This is a genomic window from Glycomyces sp. NPDC049804 (assembly GCF_040674615.1).
In the GTDB taxonomy this organism is placed as follows: domain Bacteria; phylum Actinomycetota; class Actinomycetes; order Mycobacteriales; family Micromonosporaceae; genus Glycomyces; species Glycomyces niveus.
Map to the genome: position 1 here is coordinate 24,808 of NZ_JBFAMQ010000021.1, position 17,454 is coordinate 42,261.

Consider the following 17,454-nt stretch of genomic DNA (forward strand, 5'->3'; position numbering starts at 1 on the left):
CGTCGAACACCGGCGCCTAGGTCCCGTACCCGGCGAGGAAGAGGTCCACCGCGTCCGCGACGGGGGCGGCGTCCTCCCCCGCCCCCTCGGCGCCGGTGAGCAGGCACCGGTTCAGGGGTGAGCCGATCACGAGCCAGGTCAACTGGTCGGCGGCCGCGACCGGGTCGCGCAGGCGCAGCAGCCCGCGGCCTTGGAGGGCTTGGAGCGCGTCGGCCAGCGCCCTGATGTTCCGCTGCCAGCTGTCCTCGAGGTATCCGGCCGCGACCTCGGACAGGCGCTTGGCTTCGCTGGCGACCAGGCGGCGCATGTTCAGCACGTCCCGGCCGAGGACGCCGGCGCGCATGGTCTCGCCCAGGGCGATGAGGTCGGCGCGGAGGTCCTCGCCGTCGACGAGCCGCGCCAGGTGCGGGCGCATGGCGTCGCGCCCGGCCTCGGCCCAGGCGCGGACGACCGCGGCGAAGAGCGCGTCCTTGGAGGGGTGCTCACGGTAGAGCGAGGCCTTCGAGATGTGCGCGCGGGCGGCGACCTCGTCCATCGTGGTGCCGCCGTAGCCGCGTTCGAGGAGCACTTCGCGGGCGGTGTCGATGAGGTCGGCGCCGGTGCGACCGGACGGGCGGCCGCGTCGGCGGGCGGTGTCGGGCATCCCCGAATTTTAGTACTTGACCGGACTGAAAACTAGGTCTACATTTTGAGTACTACCTAGTACCGAAAAGGAGGACGCCATGGTGCTCGCCATCGCCGTCGCCGCCATCGCCTCATTCGTCTTCAGCGCGGTGCTCTACGGCGCCCCACCGGTCGCCGCATACGTCCAGCGCCACAGCAGACCCCGGCCGGGCGTGCCCGTCGCCGCCCAGATGGCCGCGGTCCTCCTCCGCAGCGTCGTCGCCGCATGCCTGATCGCCGGACTCATGCAGGTTGCCGACTGGGACGGCCTCGGCCCCGGCGCCCTCCTCGGCCTGGCCCTGGGCGCACTGCCCGCCGCGATCCTCTCGGGCGCGATCGTGCACGAAGGCGTCCCGGTGCCGCTCGCCGCACTCCACGCCTTCGACTGGATCGCGAAACTCACCCTGATCGGCGCCCTCATCGGCCTGCTCGGCTGACACTGGACCAAGGAGGCATCATGACCACACCGCTCGACATCGCGTTCACCGCCACCCTCGGCAAAGTCCGGCCCGGCGACACCTGGACCTGCGTCCAACTGCCCGATTCCGCGACGATCTTCGGCACCCGCGGCCTCGTCAAAGTCGCCGGAACCGTCGACGGCGTGCCCTTCCGAGGCGCCTTCATGGCCCTCGGGGACGGCACCCACAAACTCCCCGTCGCCGCGGCCATCCGCCGGCGACTCGGCAAGACCGACGGCGACACCGTCGAAGTCCACCTCACCGAGCGCCTCAACTAGACAGACCTCGGCAACGCGGCCGGAAAAGTGGAGGGCGGGGACACGGAATACTTTCGAGTCCCGGGCCGGCTGCCGGGGACCTTCTCTACCCGCCCTCCATGGCCGCGAGTCCCTTGCGATCTCCGTCCGGCCCAACGCCGAGAACCGTACGCGCCCCCACCGACAACACACCTGTGCAGCCACCACGAGCACCCCGAGAACCACCGCTCATCCGCACGTCTCACGCCGGCACCGGGTTCGCGGCGCGTACGAGACCGCACCTGTAGGGTGCTGGGCATGCGTTTGTTGGTGGCACGGTGCCAGGTTGATCACACGGGGCGGCTTTCGGCCCACCTGCCCATGGCTACCCGGTCGATCATTAGGAAGGCGGACGGGACCGCCACCGACATCCAGGCCTGAGACGATGCGCGAAGGCGAGGTCTGGGCCCTCCACCACGGCGACCGCATCATCGGTCGCATCACCATTGACAACGCCGACTTCCCGTGGCTCGAAGGCGAATTCGAACCCCTGCAGGGCTTCGAAGCCTTCAAGCCCCTCTTCGACCGCAGCCTTGAACTCGTCGAAGACCACCCCGAAACATGGGAAACGGTCTACACCGAAATCGAGACCCAGCTCGATCTCCACTCCGAAGACGGCCCCGCAGCCGAATTCCTCCTCCACATCGATAACGACCGCGCCTGGTTCCGCTGGAGCGACACACCCTTCGACTGAGAACCCTTGGGCCGGCCAAAGTCGACTCGGCCTACAGGCGCTTCATACAACGGGGCGGCTAGGTTTGGCCCGTGTTCCACGCCCCTCATGAAGACCGGCAGCGTTGGCTTCGTCGCGGAGTGAACGTCTGCCTGGTAGTTGCCTGGCTTGCTTCGCTGATGTGGCTCATGTCAGATGCCGCTTTGGCTTGCGTGTATCCCGACCCGCTTCCGGGCGGGTGCCCTGCCGACGAAGCCCGCGCACGAGCCCGCTTCGAGTTCTGGTTCGCGCCATTGTTGCTGATCGGTCCTGCTGTGATCCTCGGGGCATCGGCCGGGTTCAGTCCTCAAGGGCGAAGATACAAGCCGCTGTGGTACGCGCTGGCAATCCTGTTCTTCTGCGCAGCACCAGCCATGCTCGTCGAAGCCGCCACGACCGGCTTCGCCGTCGTCGACCGTGACCTCACCCAAGCCGAGCACCACATCATCATCCTGCGCCTGGCCTGCGGCGCAGCCGCCGCGATCGGGGCTCCCGCGGGTCTGGCCTACCTCGCGCACCGCCGAGGCCGCAGAACATACGCGAAAGCCTGGGCAGCGTGCTCGGTCATCACCGCAGTATTGTTGCTGGTCGTGCTTCTATCGACAATCTAGATTCGGGCCGAGGTCCGGTTCTGGAGCACGACCTCGAAATCCGAACCGTCCTCGAAGACCAGCCGGAAATACAGGCTGCCTTTCACACAACAACGCCGAGCCCCACGGTCGCGCGGGACGGTCCCGCAGCCTTGCTGCACCTAGAACATTTCCGTGCGGCCGGTGTGGTTCTCGGATTCGGGGCAGTAGTACAGCTGGAGTGTGTACCCACGTCCGATCGTCACCTCGACCGGGTCCGAGTAGCTGTAGCCGGTTCCGGCTTCCTCGATCGGCTGCCAACTTCCCGTTCCGCCATCGAACTCGCCGCTGGGGGCGGTGAACAGCGGCAGCTGCTCGGCACCGCAGTCACACAGGATCGGGTACGGGTCGATGATCCCCCAGATGCCGCCGTGCCCCATGACCTTCCAGCCGGGAGCGAAGGCGACGTTCCAGTTGTACGCCGAGGACAGGTTCTGCTTCTCCGCCCATTCCTTGATGCGCTTGGCGAGCGAATCGGGCAGGTCCGCCGCGTTCGGGTACTCGGTCACCACTTCTGGATTGACGACGCACACATTGGGCACATACTCGCCGCTGCAGACGACCGGGAGCGGCGGATCGTTCAACCTTTCGGCGACCTCTTCGGTTCGGCGCCAGCGAAGCTGGAAGACCGGGTTCCAGGGGGTGTCGCAGTCCGGGTGGTCGCGTGGGCACCAGAGCACCTGGAGAAGGTCGTATCGGTCGGGCCAAGGCAGGCCCGGCACGTCACGGTAGTACAACTGCGCGACCGAGATGAGCGGCTGCGGCGCGTCCTCGTCGTAATCGGGATGGTAGTCGCTGGAGTGCTCCAGGCGCAGCTGATGCAAGCGTTGGCGCTCGACCTCCCAGTCGAGCTTCTCCCCTTGTTCCTGCCGGCGGTCGCGGTCTCGCAGGTACTCCCGTTCCGCCCGAACGTAGTCGAAAGGCTCGTCGCTGCAGTCCTCGTGCTCGAGGTCGCATGTCGGCCAGGGCTCGTCAGCGGGCCAAAGCACGGGGCCGCCCAGCGAGCTCTCGTCGACACCGGGGTTCCCGAGGCGGGGATGGAGCCGCACCGCGGACCTGGAGTGCGCGGCGAGTTCCGGGAACGGCGCGAGGATGTCATAGGGGCGAGGCGGGGTAGTGAGAGCCATAAGCTGGGTTTCATCTATCAGTGGCGAGGATGTAAGAATCGTAGTGCCAGCCGCTGACACCCGTCGGCGTAGCTCCGGGTCTCATCTCGTGTTCTTAGGTGCCCCATTGCCAGATCGGAATGAGAGCGGCTAGATTGTCGACATGATGTTCAACGAAACGAGCACTTCAGGTTCATGACGGGGCCCGGCGAGCGCAGTGCGCTCGACGTAGACCTCGTTCCCATTCACCAGTGCATTCGTACACTCCTGCTTCGTCATCCCGACACCCCCATCCCGGACAGCGCGATCAAGGCGCTCCAAAGCGCTGCCGCACGACCGAGACCCGGCAGTCGCCAGCTCATTCCCGATCGCTCAGTACGCGGCCGGAACGACCTCAAGGCCGCCCGCAGCGATCGCCGCGCAGGACGCGCAGCGGTGAGAGACATGATCCAGGCCGCGGCGGGTGCCGTTGAGGATCTCGATCGGCTCTGCGAGCAAATGCGCACTATCCAGTACCACTGGGGCCTACGGCTCGAGAACGCCGATGGCGAACTCGGACTCGAACCGGAGACGATCCGCACCATCGCGCTCCACCTGCTCCGACGAGGTGTGACCACCCTCGAGCTCATGACCGGACTCGACCTACTGAACGCCGTCGTAGCCGACGAGGACATCGAGCTCATCCGCGAGATCGCCTTGCTTCAAGGCGATTTTGGTTACGCCGCATCGAAGCTGCTCAAGACCCGCTCGCATCCCGGGCAGTCCCTGCATTGGCTGGCCGTACGCTCCTCGTTGCCAGACCAAACCACGTACACCGACGCGCTCGCGGCGCTCTCCGCCGAGGACATCGAGTCGCTGCTTGCGGTGCTGGACGTCGCGGATCTGGTCGAGCTCCTCCGGATGATGAGTCATCGAAGCCATACTCCCACTTGGATCAAGGGCAGCAAGCAGTTCACCTCTGCTTTGGCCCTTGCCGCGAAGCGGCCGGAGCTGTTCGGTCCGGGCCCCTCCGGGCTCACGGGAATCGCGCAGGTCCGCGATGATCTCCTCTACGGGCACAGCGCCTTCCTCGACATCGAGCAGGGCTTGCGCGCCAGCATCGCGCGCGACCTTCTCGCCGCATTGCAAGCCCCTGAGGCCTGTGCACTCGTGTCAGCGGCACTGGCGCTCGATCCCCATGACAGCGACGCGATCTGGCTGCACCAGTACATCGAACGGGCCAACGACAACGAGGGCGACTTCCCCCCTGGATTGGCTATTCGCATCGCCGTACCGGCTCCAGCCACTAGGCAGCCACCTCGGACACACCTGGTTGCCGACGGCGTTCCCCTGGTCACGAGCATGTTCGACCTCGGCGTGCCGGATAACCCTCTGCGTCTGCTCCATCGGAAGCAGGGCCTGCGGGCGCTGGCCGAAGCACACGAAGTCTGGCTCTCCGAAGCCGACTGCACAGAAGGCTGCTGCGGCGTCCTGGCTGCGCAGATCCGCAGAGACGAGGCTATGGGCCAGGTGCTCTGGGAGGTGAGGGCGACGCGCAGTCGCTCAGAACCTGCGCGGTTCGCCTTCAACGCGGACGAGTACGACGCCGAGGTCGCCCGTGCCGAAGAGGACCGCTCCTGGGAATGGCCCGCTCTGCGGACGGCTCGGCTACTCAATCAGCGACTGCGCGAAGAACCCTCGCTCCTGAGTCGCTGGGACTGCCGCAATGGTGGTGCTGGCTCATCGAACTCCGACCGCTCGATCATGGGGTTGTTCCTTTGGCACCCTGAACCGCCAAGTCGTGATCGCCCATGGCTTCAGTTCGAGTACCAGGTCGAGGTCCTCGACTCGATCACTATCGACTCCGGCGCCGTCGCGGACCAGGTCGAGGAAGTCGTCGAGAATCTCCGCTCCACAGACCCGAAGTCTGTCGGCCGGGTCTGCGGCGGTTCCCAGAAGCACGCGGAAGCCCTTGGATACCCGTGGCCGCCATCCCGCTGACCTGACCGAAGCCCACGCCTTCGGGCCGCTCCGACAGCGGCCCGAAGGCCCGATCACCAAGCTGCCCGCCTTGATGGTCGACCACCACGCCGCGGGTAGGGTGCTGGGCATGCGTTTGTTGGTGGCAAGGTGCCAGGTCGATTACACGGGGCGGCTTTCGGCCCATTTGCCCATGGCTACCCGGTTGATCATTTGGAAGGCGGACGGGAGCGTGCTGGTGCACGCCGACGGGGGGTCGTACAAGCCCCTGAACTGGATGACGCCGCCGTGCACGGTGGTCGAGGCGGCCACGGAGTGGACGGTGACGTCGAAGAAGACCGGGGACCAGTTGAAGATCACGATCGAGGAGGTCTTCCACGACTCGAGCCACGAGCTCGGCGTCGACCCCGGGCTGCAGAAGGACGGCGTCGAGGCGCACCTGCAGGAGCTGCTGGCCGCCGACACCGCGCCGCTCGGGAAGGGCTGGTCGCTGGTGCGCCGCGAGTACCCGACCGCGATCGGGCCGGTGGACCTCATGTGCCGGGACTCGGATGGGAAGCACGTCGCCGTGGAGATCAAGCGGCGCGGCGAGATCGACGGCGTCGAGCAGTTGACCCGGTACCTGGAGCTGCTCAACCGCGACCCGCTGCTCGCCCCGGTCGACGGCGTCTTCGCCGCCCAGGCCATCAAGCCCCAGGCCCGCGTCCTCGCCGAGGACCGCGGCATCCGCTGCGTCGTCCTCGACTACGACGATCTGCGGGGCGCCGTGGACGAGAGCCAGCCGAGGCTGTTCTAGACGGATGACGAAGGGCCGCAGCGCAACCGCTGCGGCCCTTTTCGTGTTTGCGGGGGTTACTGCTCGAGCTCGAAGTCCTCGGCGTCGTCCCAGAGCTGCTGGCACTCCGCCTCGGTGCCGTAGCCGGAGTCGACGCAGTCCTGGATCGTGTCCTGTTCGATCTTGTCGGCCTCGTCCTTGAACGCGTTGAACACGAAGACGGTCATCGCGATCGCGCCGATGATGGCGACGAGGCCCAGGATCAAGCCGGTGCCGCCGGTGCCTTTGCCCTTGCCGCCGCGCGAGCCGGCCTTGGCCAGCGCGACGATGCCGAAGATGACGGCGAGCAGGCCGAGCGGGATGGCGGTGAACAGGTTGATCCCGGGGATCCACGAGAAGATGAGCAGGCCGACGAGGCCGAGCACGAGTGCGGTCACGCCGAAGCCGTTGCCCTGCTTGACGGGGACGGGCGGGGCGACGGGGGCCGGGGCGGGCTGGTAGGCCACGGGGTATCTCCTATTGATGTTGGTCGATCGGGTTGTTCGGGCGGAACAGCGTGGAGTCTAGGGCAATGGCGCAAATCGGCGAACAGTAGCCAACCGGCCGATACCCGAGATACTGCTCACTTCAACCCTTAGGACCAGGATCATCACCGAACGTGTGCGTCCTATTAGCAATCACGCAGAGGAGGCGTTACTCGACTCTGCGAAGTCGCAGGATCGCCGAGTCCCAGTCCGCGCCGCTCCATCGCAGTGGCAGTCCGGTCACGTTCAGTGTTGCTCCCCAGTGGACATCACCTGTGTCCTCGTCCAGCCAGCGCGAATCCGCCGCGACGCCCTCGGGCCGCAGCGGCGCCAGCGCCCGGTTGGCGTGCCAGGGGGTCTTGAACGCCAGCACCGCGATCCGGTCCCCGTGCACGTACTGCACCCCGGTGAGCGGCGAGGCCGCCGGGTCGCCGAGGCGGTACTGGACGCCGTGCTGCACGACGGGCCGCAGCCGCTTGTACAGGGCCACATGCGCAGCGGCCTCCTCCAGCTCGGCCTCCGACCACTCGGTGAGGTTGCCGCCCACCGCGAGCACGCCGGCGCTGGCGACGTGGAAGCGGAACCGGAGCGAGGTGGTGCGGCGGTTGAACTCGCTGGGCTCGTCGGTGATCCAGGTGTCCATGACCCGCGCGGGGTAGGCGTGGCTGAAGCCGTGCTGGATGCCGATGCGGTCGCCCGCGTCGGTGTTGTCCGAGGTCCACACCGAGTCGACGTGGCGGAGCATGCCGGGGTCGACGCGGCCGCCGCCGCCCGCGCAGCCTTCGATGCGCACGTGCGGGTGCGCCTCTCGCAGCCGCTCTTTGACGGAGTAGACGGCTTCGACGTGCTCGAACCAGGCTCGGTCCGGGTCGGGGTCGCCGGGGCGGCCGACCTCGGTGAAGGGCCGGTTGTGGTCCCATTTGACGAAGTCGATCGCGTTGCCGCTCAGCAGCTTGTCGAGGCTGCCGTAGGCCCATGCGGCGACTTCGGGCCGCCCGTAGTCGAGCACCATCTGGTGGCGCCGCTGCGTGCGGTCGCGCCCGGCCTGGTGGAGGACCCAGTCGGGGTGGGCGCGGTAGAGGTCCGAGTCGGGGTTGACCATCTCGGGTTCGACCCAGATGCCGAACTTCATGCCCTTGGCGTGCACGGCGTCGATGAGCGGCGCGAGGCCGTCGGGGAACCGGTCGGGGTTGGGCTCCCAGTCGCCGAGGCCGGCGTGGTCGTCGACGCGGCCGCCGAACCAGCCGTCGTCCACGACGAACTGCTCACAGCCGATGCGCGCGGCGAGGTCGACCAGCGGCAGCTGCTTCTCCACCGAGACGTCGAAGTAGACCGCTTCCCAGGAGTTGAACAGGACCGGAGCGTCCTCCTCGGGCGTGGGCAGGATGTGTCGGCGCAGGTGCTCGTGCCAGGCGCGCGAGGTCCCGCCGAAGCCGGCGGTGCTGCAGAGGCCGGAGTACACCGGGGTCGTCCAGGTCTCGCCGGGCCGCAGGCGCCATTGGAGGCCTTCGTGTCCGGCGCCGCCGGTGATCGAGACGCGGCCCTGCGGGGAGCGGCGCAGCAGGACGCGCCACGAGCCCGACCAGGCGAGGTTGGTGGAGTAGACGAGGCCGGCGGTCTCGGTGGCGGTGCCGTCGTCGAGCGCGGTCCACGGGTTGGCCTGGTGGCTGGTGGAACCGCGCCGGGAGCCGATAGCGGTCTCCCCCACCGGGAGCGGGACGCGGTGGAGCTGCCATTCGGCGGCCCAGTCGCCGTTGAGGTGCGTGAGCCGGTAGTCGGCCCAGTGCGGGAGGGTCCACGCGGCCGAGTCGAAGCGGGTCACTTCGACGGGCGCGCCGGCTTCGAGCGAGGCCCACCGGTCGAGCACGCCGGTGTCCCACAGCCGGTAGTGCAGGGTCAGCACGAGGTCCCGGTCGGTGAACGCGATCGCCAGGTGGTCGCCGTTCGCGGCGCTCTCGGTGATCCGGTGGTCGCGGTAGTGCCAGTCGAAGCCCTTCGCGCCGTCGGGGTGGCGCAGCTGCAGCGACGGCGTGGCGAACTGGGGGCCGAGCTCGCCGAGGAGTTCGGCGCCGGTGTGGAGCGCGTCGTTCCAGGAGACGCCGTTGTCCTGCACTGAGGCGAGCGAAGCCACGGCCTCGTCGGGGATCGCCTCACCCCAGTGCAGCTGGCGGGGTAGGCCGTCGCGGATGCCGACGACGTAGGAGAGGCCGGTCCCGGCGAGGTGCCAGGCGAGGGCGGCTTCGTCGAAGCGGATGGGCATGGAGTCTCCTCAAGGTCTTGATCGGCTCCAGTCTGCCCCGGGGGCCGCCTCGTATAGAAACCGGTATCACATGCCGAGAGCGCGCCTTGTTGCCCGGTTCTTCACGCCGCCGCAACTCCAGCGTCACCGCACCGGCCCCGCCGCAGGTGGTGAACGGGCACGTGGGAGCGGCATGCAAGACTATTGGCATGCTTCACGCGGTGGTCCCCGCGGGCGGTTCCGGAACTCGGCTCTGGCCCCTGTCTCGCGCGCAACGACCCAAGTTCCTGCTGCCCCTCACGGGCACTGACTCGTCGTTGCTGCAATCGACCGTCGAGCGCGCCCGGCTGCTGTCCGACCCCGACCACGTCTACGTCGTCACCGGCGCGGCGCACGCCGTCGACGTGGCCCGCCAGCTCCCCGAGGTCCCCGGCGACAACATCCTCGTCGAGCCCTCGCCCCGCGACTCCGCCGCCGCGATCAGCCTCGCCGCCGCCGTCATCGCCGAGCGCGAGCCGACCGCGATCATGGGCTCCTTCGCCGCCGACCACCTCGTGCTCGACGGCGAGGCCTTCGCCAAGACCGTGCAGAAGGCCATGGAGCTGGCCGCGACCGGCCTGCTCATGACCATCGGCATCACCCCCACCGGCCCCGACACCGGCTTCGGCTACCTGCGGCTCGGCCCGCCGGTCGGCCCCGGCTACCAGCTGGGCGCGTTCGTCGAGAAGCCCGACCAGGTCTCCGCGGTCGAGTACGTCTCGGCCGGGAACTACCTGTGGAACGCCGGCATGTTCGTGTGGCGCGTCGACGTCTACCTCGCCGAGCTCAAGCGCCACCGCCCCGCCCTCCACGACGCCGTGCGCACCCTCGCCGCCGCCTGGGACTCCAACCGCCGCGAGGCCCTGTTCGCGCAGCTGTGGCCGACCCTCGAGAAGATCTCGATCGACTACGCCGTCATGGAGCCCGCGGCCGCCGCGGGCCGGGTCGGCGTCGTCCCCGGCGACTTCGAATGGCACGACGTGGGCGACTACAACACCCTCGGCCAGGTCCTCAAGGCCAACGACAAGGTCGGCAACGTCGTCGTCGAGCCGCGCGGCTCCGGGCAGGCGCTGCTGACCGAGTCCAAGCGGAACGTGGTCGTCCCGGCCGCCGGGCGGCTCGTCGCCACCGTCGGCGTCGACGACCTCATCATCGTCGACACGCCGGACGCGCTCCTGGTGTGCCCCAGGGACCGGGCTCAGGAGGTCAAGGGCCTGGTCGAGGAACTCAAGCAGGCCAATAGAACCGATCTGGTCTAATGGCGCCATGAAGCTCCGGTCACGCCAGCGGTCGGTCCTCGCGATCGTCCTGCTCGCCATCGCGGTCGTCGTCATCGCGGTCGCCCTGTCCCAGTGGCTCTTCGGAGTCGGCCTCGACCCGCGCGACGATACGATCCGCCGGGCCGCCGGCATCGGCTTCACCGACGACGCCCGGAGCACCCTCTTCTCGATCCTCCCGGTCGCCCTGCCAGCGGTTGCGGCGTTCCTCGCCCCCGACACGCGACCCGGACGGGTGAGTGTCCGCCTTACCCGTCTCGTTTATGTCGCCTACCTCGTTATCGGTGTACTGCTGGCACTGTCGGCAGCCCGGTACGGATTCGACGACGCCAGGCAATTGGCTGAGGAAGGGCAGGTCTTCATCGACACCCGCGCCGCCGTCGAGCGACTGCTGCTCGACACGGCTTGGCTGACACTGGCCGGCATCGGTCTTGTCCTGGTGCGATGGAACGGAAAGCGCGAGCGATCCTCCACTCCGGAACCTGTCAAGTTAAGTCCCCCACAAGCGTGAGTCTGAGGGGTCCTTCCATCATTCAGTTCACTGTGCGCTATCGTCTGATATCGAACCGTGACCGAATAGCGATGAACACTCATCGTCCATAGCGACGAGTAATGGCGGTGCGGCCCCATCAGCAGGCCGCCCGCGGGCACCGGGCTTCACCAGAAGCACGACCAATGCAGGACAGGCAACAGCGGACCGCCGGCGGGTCCGCAGCAGGGCCGTACGCGTTTCAGGGGAGGTAACGCGTCCAGCCCGCCATCCGCATCCCGGTGCAGCGCAAGTGATTGCAAGGGGGGAGCACCGGTACTACCGGTGCGCGAACGAGGAGGCGGACGTATATGGACGGCCGTGACTACTTGGCCGACCTGTTGGGTAACGTTCCGGAGTGGCAGGCTCGCGCATTGTGCGCGCAGACCGATCCGGAGGCGTTCTTCCCCGAAAAAGGGGGTTCCACGCGGGATGCGAAACGCATCTGCGCGCGGTGCGAGGTCAAAGAGAACTGTCTGCAGTACGCACTCGACCACGATGAGCGCTTCGGCATCTGGGGCGGGCTGTCCGAGCGGGAGCGCCGCAAGATCAAGCGCCAGGCGCGCGAGGCGGCACGGCGGCGCACCGAGCGCCTGCCGGTGGTGGTGTGCTTCCCGAGCCCGATGATCAACCCCGCGCTGGCGTCCGAGGTCGTCTTCGCGGCCGAGCAGCGCCACGCCGAGCCCGTCCTGGTCGGCAGCGGCATCGGCGGCCAGGTGGGCCTGCTGGAGGAGCTGGTCGGCGGCCGCCTGCCCGCTCCGATCGGCGAACTCGCGGAGGAACCGGTGGTGCAGGAGCGCATTCCGGTCGCCGCGTAAGCACATCCCTACGAGCGAGCGGCGGGGGCGGGACGTCGGAGTCCCGCCCCTGCGCCATGCCAAGTCGAGGCCGGACGGCTAGAACTCCAGGTCCTCCGGCGGCAGCCCCAGGAGCGACCCGAGCTGCTCGGCCAGCACCGAGCGCACCAGGCCCTCCATCTCCGCCTTGCCCTCGGCTCGCAGCTCGATCGGCCTGCGGTACAGCACGATCCGCGGCGCCGCCGCGACCGTGCCCGGCTGCGCCGGGTACAGCTTCGAGAGCGGCACCCCGCGGTCCTCCACGATGTCCGCGTCGTAGTGCTGGGACTCCGGCGGGACCTCGTCGACCGCGAACTCGATGTGCCGCAGGTCGGTGAACTTCGAACCCAGGGAATCCGCGAGGCGGCGCTCGATCTCGGCCACCGAGTCCATCACCAGGGTGTCGAACTGCTCGACCGGCGTGCGACGCAGCGGCAGGGCGCGCGGCGCCAGCGGCCCCCGCATCCCCCGTCCGTGTCGATCTCTGCGCATGGGGAAACCATAGCCTTAGCGACCGACGATTTCGGTCCCCGTGATCCCGATCTGGACAATTCCGCATCGGACCACAGTTCAGCGCCGCTGACTTCGCCACAGCGAGTGGTAGTTTCGTGGAGTGAGGTCGGATCGGCGTTGCTCCCGGAACGGCTGCCGCCAGCCTGCGGTGGCCACTTTGACATATATCTACTCGGATTCGACGGCTGTGGTCGGACCGCTCTCGACGACTCGGGAGCCCCACAGCTATGACCTGTGTGATGCGCATGCCCGGCGCCTCACCGTGCCCCACGGCTGGGAACTGGTCCGCCACCAAGGCGACTACACCGTGCCCATGCCCACCGACGACGACCTGGTCGCCCTGGCCAACGCCGTGCGGGAGGCCGCCGTCGGCGACCGGCACGAGGTCGAGCCCGACCCCGCGCCGCGGCCCGGGGGCCAATTCGAGCCCGATACGGCTCCGCGGCAAGGGTTCCGCCCCTCCACGCCCCAGGTCGGTGCCCGGCGTCACCTCCGGGTGGTGTCCGGCGACGAGGACCTACAGCGCTAGTCTCGTCACGGGGAAGCCTTGGCGAGGGTGCCGAACGTCTCCCCACCGGACCCGCAACACCGGAAAGGCGGCAACTGAGTGGCTCCCAAACTCAGCGAATTCGTGAAGGCCTACGACGTGCGCGGACTCGTCGGTTCGCAACTCACGCCCGAGGTCATGGAGGCCATCGGCGCGGCGGCCGTGGCCGTCACCGGTGAGAAGACCTGGGCCGTCGGCCACGACATGCGCGACTCCGGCCCCGGCTTCGCCGAGGCCTTCGCGCGCGGCGCGACCGGGATGGGCGCCGACGTGATCGAGGCCGGGCTGTGCTCGACCGACATGCTCTACTTCATCGCGGGCAAGCGGAACGTCGCCGGCGCGATGTTCACCGCCAGCCACAACCCGGCCGAATACAACGGATTGAAGATGTGCCTGCCCGCGGCGCGGCCCATCGGCCTCGACACCGGCCTCGCGGACATCCGCGACATGGCCCAGGCGATCCTCGACGGCGGCCAGGAAGTCGGCTCGATCATCGAGGAGCCCGAACGCATCGGCACCATCACGAGGGAGGACTTCCTCGCCGCCTACGCCGAGCACATGCGCGACCTCGTCGACCTCTCCAAGATCCGCCCGCTCAAGATCGTCGTCGACGCCGGCAACGGCATGGGCGGCCACACCGTCCCCGCCGTCCTCGGCGACCAGCTCCTCGCCGGGCTCCCCCTCGAGATCGACCCGCTGTACTTCGAGCTCGACGGCACCTTCCCCAACCACGAGGCCAACCCCCTCGAACCGGCCAACATCGTCGACCTCCAGGCCCGCGTCAAGGAGATCGGCGCGGACCTCGGCCTCGCCTTCGACGGCGACGCCGACCGCTGCTTCGTCGTGGACGCCGACGGCGAGCCCGTCACCCCGTCCGCGATCACCGCGCTCATCGCCACCCGCGAACTCGCCAAGCACCCCGGCAGCGCCATCTGCCACAACCTCATCACCTCGAAGGCCGTCCCCGAGATCGTCGCCGAACACGGCGGCCGCCCGATGCGCACCCGCGTCGGCCACTCCTACATCAAGGCCGTCATGGCCGAGGTGGACGCGGTCTTCGGCGGCGAGCACTCGGCGCACTACTACTTCAAGGACTTCTGGTTCGCCGACACCGGCATGCTCGCGGCGATGCACGTCCTTGCGGCCGTGGGCGAAGGCGACCGCAGCGCCGCCGAACTCGCCGACGAGTTCGTGCGCTACGTGCCGTCCGGCGAGATCAACTCCAAGGTCACCGACCCCCACGCGAAGATCGAAGAGGTCGCCGACCAGTACGCCGCCCGCGACGACGTCACGATCGACCGCCTCGACGGCCTCACCGTCACGCTCGCCGACGGCTCCTGGGCCAACCTGCGCCCGTCCAACACCGAACCGCTGCTGCGCCTCAACGCCGAGGGCCCCGACCAGGCGTCCATGGAGTTGCTGCGGGACGACATCCTCCGCACCGTAAGGAACTAGCCCATGCCCGCCACCGCGCCGAAGCCAGTGCTCCTCGAGCTGCTGCGCTGTCCCGAGCCGCACCACGCCCCGCTCTCCTACGACCGCGAGGCGAACGCGCTCACCTGCTCGGAGTGCGCCAAGGTCTTCCGGGTCGAGGACGGCATCCCCGTGATGCTCCTCGACGGCCCGGAATAACCGCACCGCTCGGCCTCCGGGCCGAGTAGTGCGCGCACAGCGAGGCACGGTCCGCGAGCGGCGGCCGAGCAGAGCGAGCCGCCGCAGCGAAACCCGCGAGCCGTGCATCCGTTACCGCCCGGCAAGAAGCGAACCGTCTAGGCCGCAGGCCAAGGAGGAGTTACAGCATGGGTCTTGAGGACGACGGCCTCGCCGGGATCACCGGCGACCGGCTCCCCGACGAGCGCCGCATCGAAGGCGACCTGAGCGAGTCGATCCGGCCCGGCGGCGCCCTGTGGGCGCTCGCCTCGGCCGGGCCGCAGCTGCGCGAGTCCGCCGCGCTCGCCGCCGACGCCGGCCTCACCGCGCTCGCCGAAGAGGGCCGCCCCCGGGCGGTCGTGGTCGCGGGCGTCGGCACCGCCGCGCGCACCGGCGACATCCTCGCCACCGTGGCCGGGCCCCGCTGCCCGGTCCCGATCCTCGGCCACCGCTCCGCCGGCGTCCCCGGCTGGGTCGGCGCCGCTGACGTCGTCATCGCCGTCTCGGCCTCAGGCCGCAGCCCCGAGGCGCTCGCCGCCGCCGAGGCCGCCGCCCGCCGCGGCGCGCGCCTCGTCGCGATCGGCGCCCCCGACTCGGAGCTGCAGGCGCTCGCCGAGCGCGCCCGCGCCTCGTTCGTGGCCGTCCCGCGCCGCGCTCCCGCGCGCCTGAGCCTGTGGGCGCTCACCGTCCCGGTCCTCATGGCCGCCAGGGAACTCGGGCTCGTGAACCTGGTCGAGGCCGACATCGCCGAGACCGCCCGCCGGCTCGACGAGGACGCCGAGCGCTGCCGCCCCGACGCCGACGCGTACGTCAACCCGGCGAAGGAGCTGGCGATGAACCTCGCCGGGTCCATCCCGGTCGTGTGGGGCTCGAGCCCGCTCGCGGGCGTCGCCGCCCGCCGCTTCGGCGACATGCTCGCCGCGAACTCCCGCTACCCCGTTGTCTCCGGCGAGCTCGGCGAGGTCGGCCGCGGCCGCGTGGGCCTCCTCGACGGCGTGTTCGGCTCGCTCGCCGAAGGCCAGACGGACATCTTCGCCGACCCCGAGGACGACGACCAGCTGACCCGCCTGCGGATCGTGCTCATGCGCGACGACGGCCTCGACGGCGACGACTCCGGCCCCAAGCCGGACGTGCGCCGCGCCGACGCCGTCGCCGACCTGGCCGCCCGCCGCGGCGTCCGCTGCGACGTGCTCCCCGCCGAGGGCGGCTGCGCCCTCGAGCGGCTCGCCTCCCTCATCGCCGTCCCCGACTTCGCCTCGGTCTACCTGGCGCTCGCGCACGGCCTCGACCCCATGCGCGTCCCCGCCGTCTCCGAGATGAAGGACGCCATGCTCGGCTCCGAGTAGCCGAAACGCAAGGGCCGCAAGGCTTGCGAGGCCGCGCACGGCACTGCCGCGCGCGGCCTCCGCCATTCCGTGCTCAGGCGGGCCGGGGTGGCGGGCCGCGCTTGCCGAACCGTTAGAGTTGAGGCCTTCAACCCGAACAGTGAGGAGCGGCGGTGCAGGGGCTCTACGGTGTCATCCGCAACTACGCGTGGGGATCGCAAGTCGACATCGCTCAGTTGCAGGGCCGGGAGGTGCCCGCCGACCTTCCCGAAGCCGAGGAGTGGCTCGGGGCCCACCACAGCGCGCCCTCGACGCTCCACGACGGCCGGCCCCTCGACGACGCCATCGCGTCGGCCCCCGCCGCGATGCTCGGCCAGCGCGTCCTCGACCGCTTCGGCCCCAAGCTCCCGTTCCTGCTCAAGCTGCTCGCGGCCGGGAAGCCCCTGTCGCTGCAGGCGCACCCGAACCTGCGCCAGGCCAACTCGGGCCACCAGCGCGAACTGCGCATCGGCATCGACGCCGCGTACCGCAACTACGTGGATGACAACCACAAGCCCGAACTCCTGGTGGCGCTCACCGAGTTCCGCGCGATGTGCGGCTTCCGCGACCCGCTCGAGGCCGCGGCCGACATCGAGGCGCTCGGCGTCCCCGAGCTCGAATCGCTGGCCGCGACCCTGCGCGACCCGAAGGCCGGGCTGCGCCGGGCCGTGCCCGACCTGCTGGGACTGGGACGCGAGGAGTGCCGGGGCATCATCGACGCCGCCGCGAAGGCGGCCGCCGAGCTCGCGACTCAGGACGCGGCTGACCTGGTGAACTTGGCGCGCACCTACCCGGACGACCCGGGCGTCCTGGTGAGCCTGCTGCTCAACCACATCACGCTCCAGCCGGGCGAGGGCGTGTACATGCCCGCGGGGAACCTGCACGCGTACCTCAAGGGCTTCGGCGTGGAGATCATGGCCGCGAGCGACAACGTGCTCCGCGGCGGCCTGACGAACAAGCGGGTCGACGTCCCCGAGCTGCTGCGGGTCCTGGACTTCAACGCGATCGACGAGCCGCGCGCCCTCATCGAGGACGCCGGGCCGGTGCGCTCGTGGCCGGTCCCGATCGAGGACTTCGCGCTGCGCCGCGTCGAGCTCACCGGCGAGCCGCAGACGGTCGTGATCGACGGCCCGCGGATCTGCCTCAGCACCGGCGGGAGCGTCACCGTGGCGGACGACGAGGGCGAAGTGTCCCTCTCCCCCGGCCGCGCGGCGTTCTCGGCGGGCACCGCCGGCCCGATCGTCGCGAGCGGCACGGGCGAGCTGTTCATCGCCAGCGCCTGACACCCCCAATGCGAAAGACCGGCCCCGGAGCTGTGCTCCGGGGCCGGTTCCCATT

Annotated in this window: 19 protein-coding genes and 1 pseudogene; 15 read left to right on the forward strand and 5 right to left on the reverse strand. The window is 69.3% G+C overall.

Annotation, left to right across the window (positions count from 1 at the left end; all coding sequences use genetic code 11):
• Positions 1–16: 16 nt before the first annotated feature.
• Positions 17–643: a TetR/AcrR family transcriptional regulator gene (locus AB0K52_RS23270; RefSeq protein ID WP_363536082.1), complete on the reverse strand. Its 627-nt coding sequence runs from the start codon at positions 641–643 to the stop codon at positions 17–19.
• A 79-nt stretch (positions 644–722) separates the two neighbouring features.
• Between AB0K52_RS23270 and AB0K52_RS23275 the strand changes: the two genes are divergently transcribed.
• The 5 genes from AB0K52_RS23275 (at position 723) to AB0K52_RS23295 (ending at position 2,740) form a co-directional block, all read left to right on the forward strand.
• On the forward strand, positions 723–1,100 hold the full coding sequence (locus tag AB0K52_RS23275; protein WP_363536085.1) for a DUF1761 family protein: 378 nt from the start codon (positions 723–725) through the stop codon (positions 1,098–1,100).
• A gap of 20 nt (positions 1,101–1,120) precedes the next feature.
• Positions 1,121–1,399 (forward strand): DUF1905 domain-containing protein, encoded by a 279-nt coding sequence (locus tag AB0K52_RS23280; protein WP_363536088.1) that lies wholly within the window; start codon positions 1,121–1,123, stop codon positions 1,397–1,399.
• A 276-nt stretch (positions 1,400–1,675) separates the two neighbouring features.
• On the forward strand, positions 1,676–1,798 hold the full coding sequence (locus AB0K52_RS23285; protein WP_363536090.1) for a hypothetical protein: 123 nt from the start codon (positions 1,676–1,678) through the stop codon (positions 1,796–1,798).
• Between the two features lie 4 nt (positions 1,799–1,802).
• Positions 1,803–2,111: a hypothetical protein gene (locus AB0K52_RS23290; RefSeq protein ID WP_363536093.1), complete on the forward strand. Its 309-nt coding sequence runs from the start codon at positions 1,803–1,805 to the stop codon at positions 2,109–2,111.
• A 71-nt stretch (positions 2,112–2,182) separates the two neighbouring features.
• The gene (locus AB0K52_RS23295) at positions 2,183–2,740 is read left to right on the forward strand and encodes a hypothetical protein (protein ID WP_363536096.1); all 558 of its coding nucleotides are present in this window, start codon (positions 2,183–2,185) and stop codon (positions 2,738–2,740) included.
• Between the two features lie 140 nt (positions 2,741–2,880).
• On the opposite strand, the gene AB0K52_RS23300 is transcribed toward AB0K52_RS23295, so the two are convergent.
• Positions 2,881–3,885, reverse strand: coding sequence for a hypothetical protein (locus AB0K52_RS23300; RefSeq protein ID WP_363536099.1), 1,005 nt, complete (start codon positions 3,883–3,885; stop codon positions 2,881–2,883).
• A gap of 423 nt (positions 3,886–4,308) precedes the next feature.
• Between AB0K52_RS23300 and AB0K52_RS23305 the strand changes: the two genes are divergently transcribed.
• Positions 4,309–5,844 carry a hypothetical protein gene (locus tag AB0K52_RS23305; protein WP_363536101.1) on the forward strand — a complete coding sequence of 512 codons (1,536 nt, stop codon included), beginning with the start codon at positions 4,309–4,311 and terminating at the stop codon, positions 5,842–5,844.
• Positions 5,845–5,953: 109 nt separating this feature from the next.
• The gene (gene nucS / locus AB0K52_RS23310; RefSeq protein WP_363536104.1) at positions 5,954–6,619 is read left to right on the forward strand and encodes an endonuclease NucS; all 666 of its coding nucleotides are present in this window, start codon (positions 5,954–5,956) and stop codon (positions 6,617–6,619) included.
• A 56-nt stretch (positions 6,620–6,675) separates the two neighbouring features.
• Here the strand turns inward: nucS and AB0K52_RS23315 are convergent, their stop codons facing one another.
• Together AB0K52_RS23315 and AB0K52_RS23320 are read right to left on the reverse strand one after the other, a co-directional pair.
• Positions 6,676–7,104 (reverse strand): hypothetical protein, encoded by a 429-nt coding sequence (locus tag AB0K52_RS23315; protein ID WP_363536107.1) that lies wholly within the window; start codon positions 7,102–7,104, stop codon positions 6,676–6,678.
• Between the two features lie 187 nt (positions 7,105–7,291).
• Positions 7,292–9,382, reverse strand: a complete 2,091-nt coding sequence (locus AB0K52_RS23320) for an alpha-galactosidase (protein ID WP_363536110.1) — start codon at positions 9,380–9,382, stop codon at positions 7,292–7,294.
• 188 nt (positions 9,383–9,570) lie between these two features.
• Between AB0K52_RS23320 and AB0K52_RS23325 the strand changes: the two genes are divergently transcribed.
• From AB0K52_RS23325 to AB0K52_RS23335, 3 genes and pseudogenes are all read left to right on the forward strand, one after another.
• The gene (locus tag AB0K52_RS23325; RefSeq protein WP_208497067.1) at positions 9,571–10,659 is read left to right on the forward strand and encodes a sugar phosphate nucleotidyltransferase; all 1,089 of its coding nucleotides are present in this window, start codon (positions 9,571–9,573) and stop codon (positions 10,657–10,659) included.
• Positions 10,660–10,666: 7 nt separating this feature from the next.
• Positions 10,667–11,188 carry a hypothetical protein gene (locus tag AB0K52_RS23330; RefSeq protein ID WP_363536113.1) on the forward strand — a complete coding sequence of 174 codons (522 nt, stop codon included), beginning with the start codon at positions 10,667–10,669 and terminating at the stop codon, positions 11,186–11,188.
• Between the two features lie 329 nt (positions 11,189–11,517).
• A pseudogene (locus tag AB0K52_RS23335) lies at positions 11,518–11,769 on the forward strand (WhiB family transcriptional regulator); the annotation flags it as partial.
• Between the two features lie 333 nt (positions 11,770–12,102).
• Here the strand turns inward: AB0K52_RS23335 and AB0K52_RS23340 are convergent.
• The gene (locus AB0K52_RS23340; protein ID WP_208497065.1) at positions 12,103–12,534 is read right to left on the reverse strand and encodes a metallopeptidase family protein; all 432 of its coding nucleotides are present in this window, start codon (positions 12,532–12,534) and stop codon (positions 12,103–12,105) included.
• A gap of 121 nt (positions 12,535–12,655) precedes the next feature.
• Here AB0K52_RS23340 and AB0K52_RS23345 point away from each other — a divergent pair, with 121 nt between their 5' ends.
• From AB0K52_RS23345 to manA, 5 genes are all read left to right on the forward strand, one after another.
• Entirely contained in the window at positions 12,656–13,084 is a 429-nt protein-coding gene (locus AB0K52_RS23345; protein WP_363536116.1) for a DUF3499 domain-containing protein, read from the forward strand.
• Between the two features lie 78 nt (positions 13,085–13,162).
• Positions 13,163–14,557 (forward strand): phosphomannomutase/phosphoglucomutase, encoded by a 1,395-nt coding sequence (locus tag AB0K52_RS23350; RefSeq protein WP_363536119.1) that lies wholly within the window; start codon positions 13,163–13,165, stop codon positions 14,555–14,557.
• Positions 14,558–14,560: 3 nt separating this feature from the next.
• Positions 14,561–14,734 (forward strand): Trm112 family protein, encoded by a 174-nt coding sequence (locus AB0K52_RS23355; protein WP_205326859.1) that lies wholly within the window; start codon positions 14,561–14,563, stop codon positions 14,732–14,734.
• Between the two features lie 167 nt (positions 14,735–14,901).
• The gene (locus AB0K52_RS23360; RefSeq protein WP_363536122.1) at positions 14,902–16,098 is read left to right on the forward strand and encodes an SIS domain-containing protein; all 1,197 of its coding nucleotides are present in this window, start codon (positions 14,902–14,904) and stop codon (positions 16,096–16,098) included.
• A gap of 152 nt (positions 16,099–16,250) precedes the next feature.
• Positions 16,251–17,399 (forward strand): mannose-6-phosphate isomerase, class I, encoded by a 1,149-nt coding sequence (gene manA / locus AB0K52_RS23365; RefSeq protein ID WP_363536125.1) that lies wholly within the window; start codon positions 16,251–16,253, stop codon positions 17,397–17,399.
• The last annotated feature ends 55 nt before the right edge of the window (positions 17,400–17,454 follow it).

What these genes read in the sequence shown, in the direction of transcription:
- AB0K52_RS23270 (WP_363536082.1), bottom strand. Translation starts at nt 643, where the DNA reads ATGCCCGACACCGCCCGCCGACGCGGCCGCCCGTCCGGTCGCACCGGC.
- AB0K52_RS23275 (WP_363536085.1), top strand. Translation starts at nt 723, where the DNA reads ATGGTGCTCGCCATCGCCGTCGCCGCCATCGCCTCATTCGTCTTCAGC.
- AB0K52_RS23280 (WP_363536088.1), top strand. Translation starts at nt 1,121, where the DNA reads ATGACCACACCGCTCGACATCGCGTTCACCGCCACCCTCGGCAAAGTC.
- AB0K52_RS23285 (WP_363536090.1), top strand. Translation starts at nt 1,676, where the DNA reads ATGCGTTTGTTGGTGGCACGGTGCCAGGTTGATCACACGGGGCGGCTT.
- AB0K52_RS23290 (WP_363536093.1), top strand. Translation starts at nt 1,803, where the DNA reads ATGCGCGAAGGCGAGGTCTGGGCCCTCCACCACGGCGACCGCATCATC.
- AB0K52_RS23300 (WP_363536099.1), bottom strand. Translation starts at nt 3,885, where the DNA reads ATGGCTCTCACTACCCCGCCTCGCCCCTATGACATCCTCGCGCCGTTC.
- AB0K52_RS23305 (WP_363536101.1), top strand. Translation starts at nt 4,309, where the DNA reads ATGATCCAGGCCGCGGCGGGTGCCGTTGAGGATCTCGATCGGCTCTGC.
- nucS (WP_363536104.1), top strand. Translation starts at nt 5,954, where the DNA reads ATGCGTTTGTTGGTGGCAAGGTGCCAGGTCGATTACACGGGGCGGCTT.
- AB0K52_RS23320 (WP_363536110.1), bottom strand. Translation starts at nt 9,382, where the DNA reads ATGCCCATCCGCTTCGACGAAGCCGCCCTCGCCTGGCACCTCGCCGGG.
- AB0K52_RS23325 (WP_208497067.1), top strand. Translation starts at nt 9,571, where the DNA reads ATGCTTCACGCGGTGGTCCCCGCGGGCGGTTCCGGAACTCGGCTCTGG.
- AB0K52_RS23330 (WP_363536113.1), top strand. Translation starts at nt 10,667, where the DNA reads ATGAAGCTCCGGTCACGCCAGCGGTCGGTCCTCGCGATCGTCCTGCTC.
- AB0K52_RS23340 (WP_208497065.1), bottom strand. Translation starts at nt 12,534, where the DNA reads ATGCGCAGAGATCGACACGGACGGGGGATGCGGGGGCCGCTGGCGCCG.
- AB0K52_RS23355 (WP_205326859.1), top strand. Translation starts at nt 14,561, where the DNA reads ATGCCCGCCACCGCGCCGAAGCCAGTGCTCCTCGAGCTGCTGCGCTGT.
- AB0K52_RS23360 (WP_363536122.1), top strand. Translation starts at nt 14,902, where the DNA reads ATGGGTCTTGAGGACGACGGCCTCGCCGGGATCACCGGCGACCGGCTC.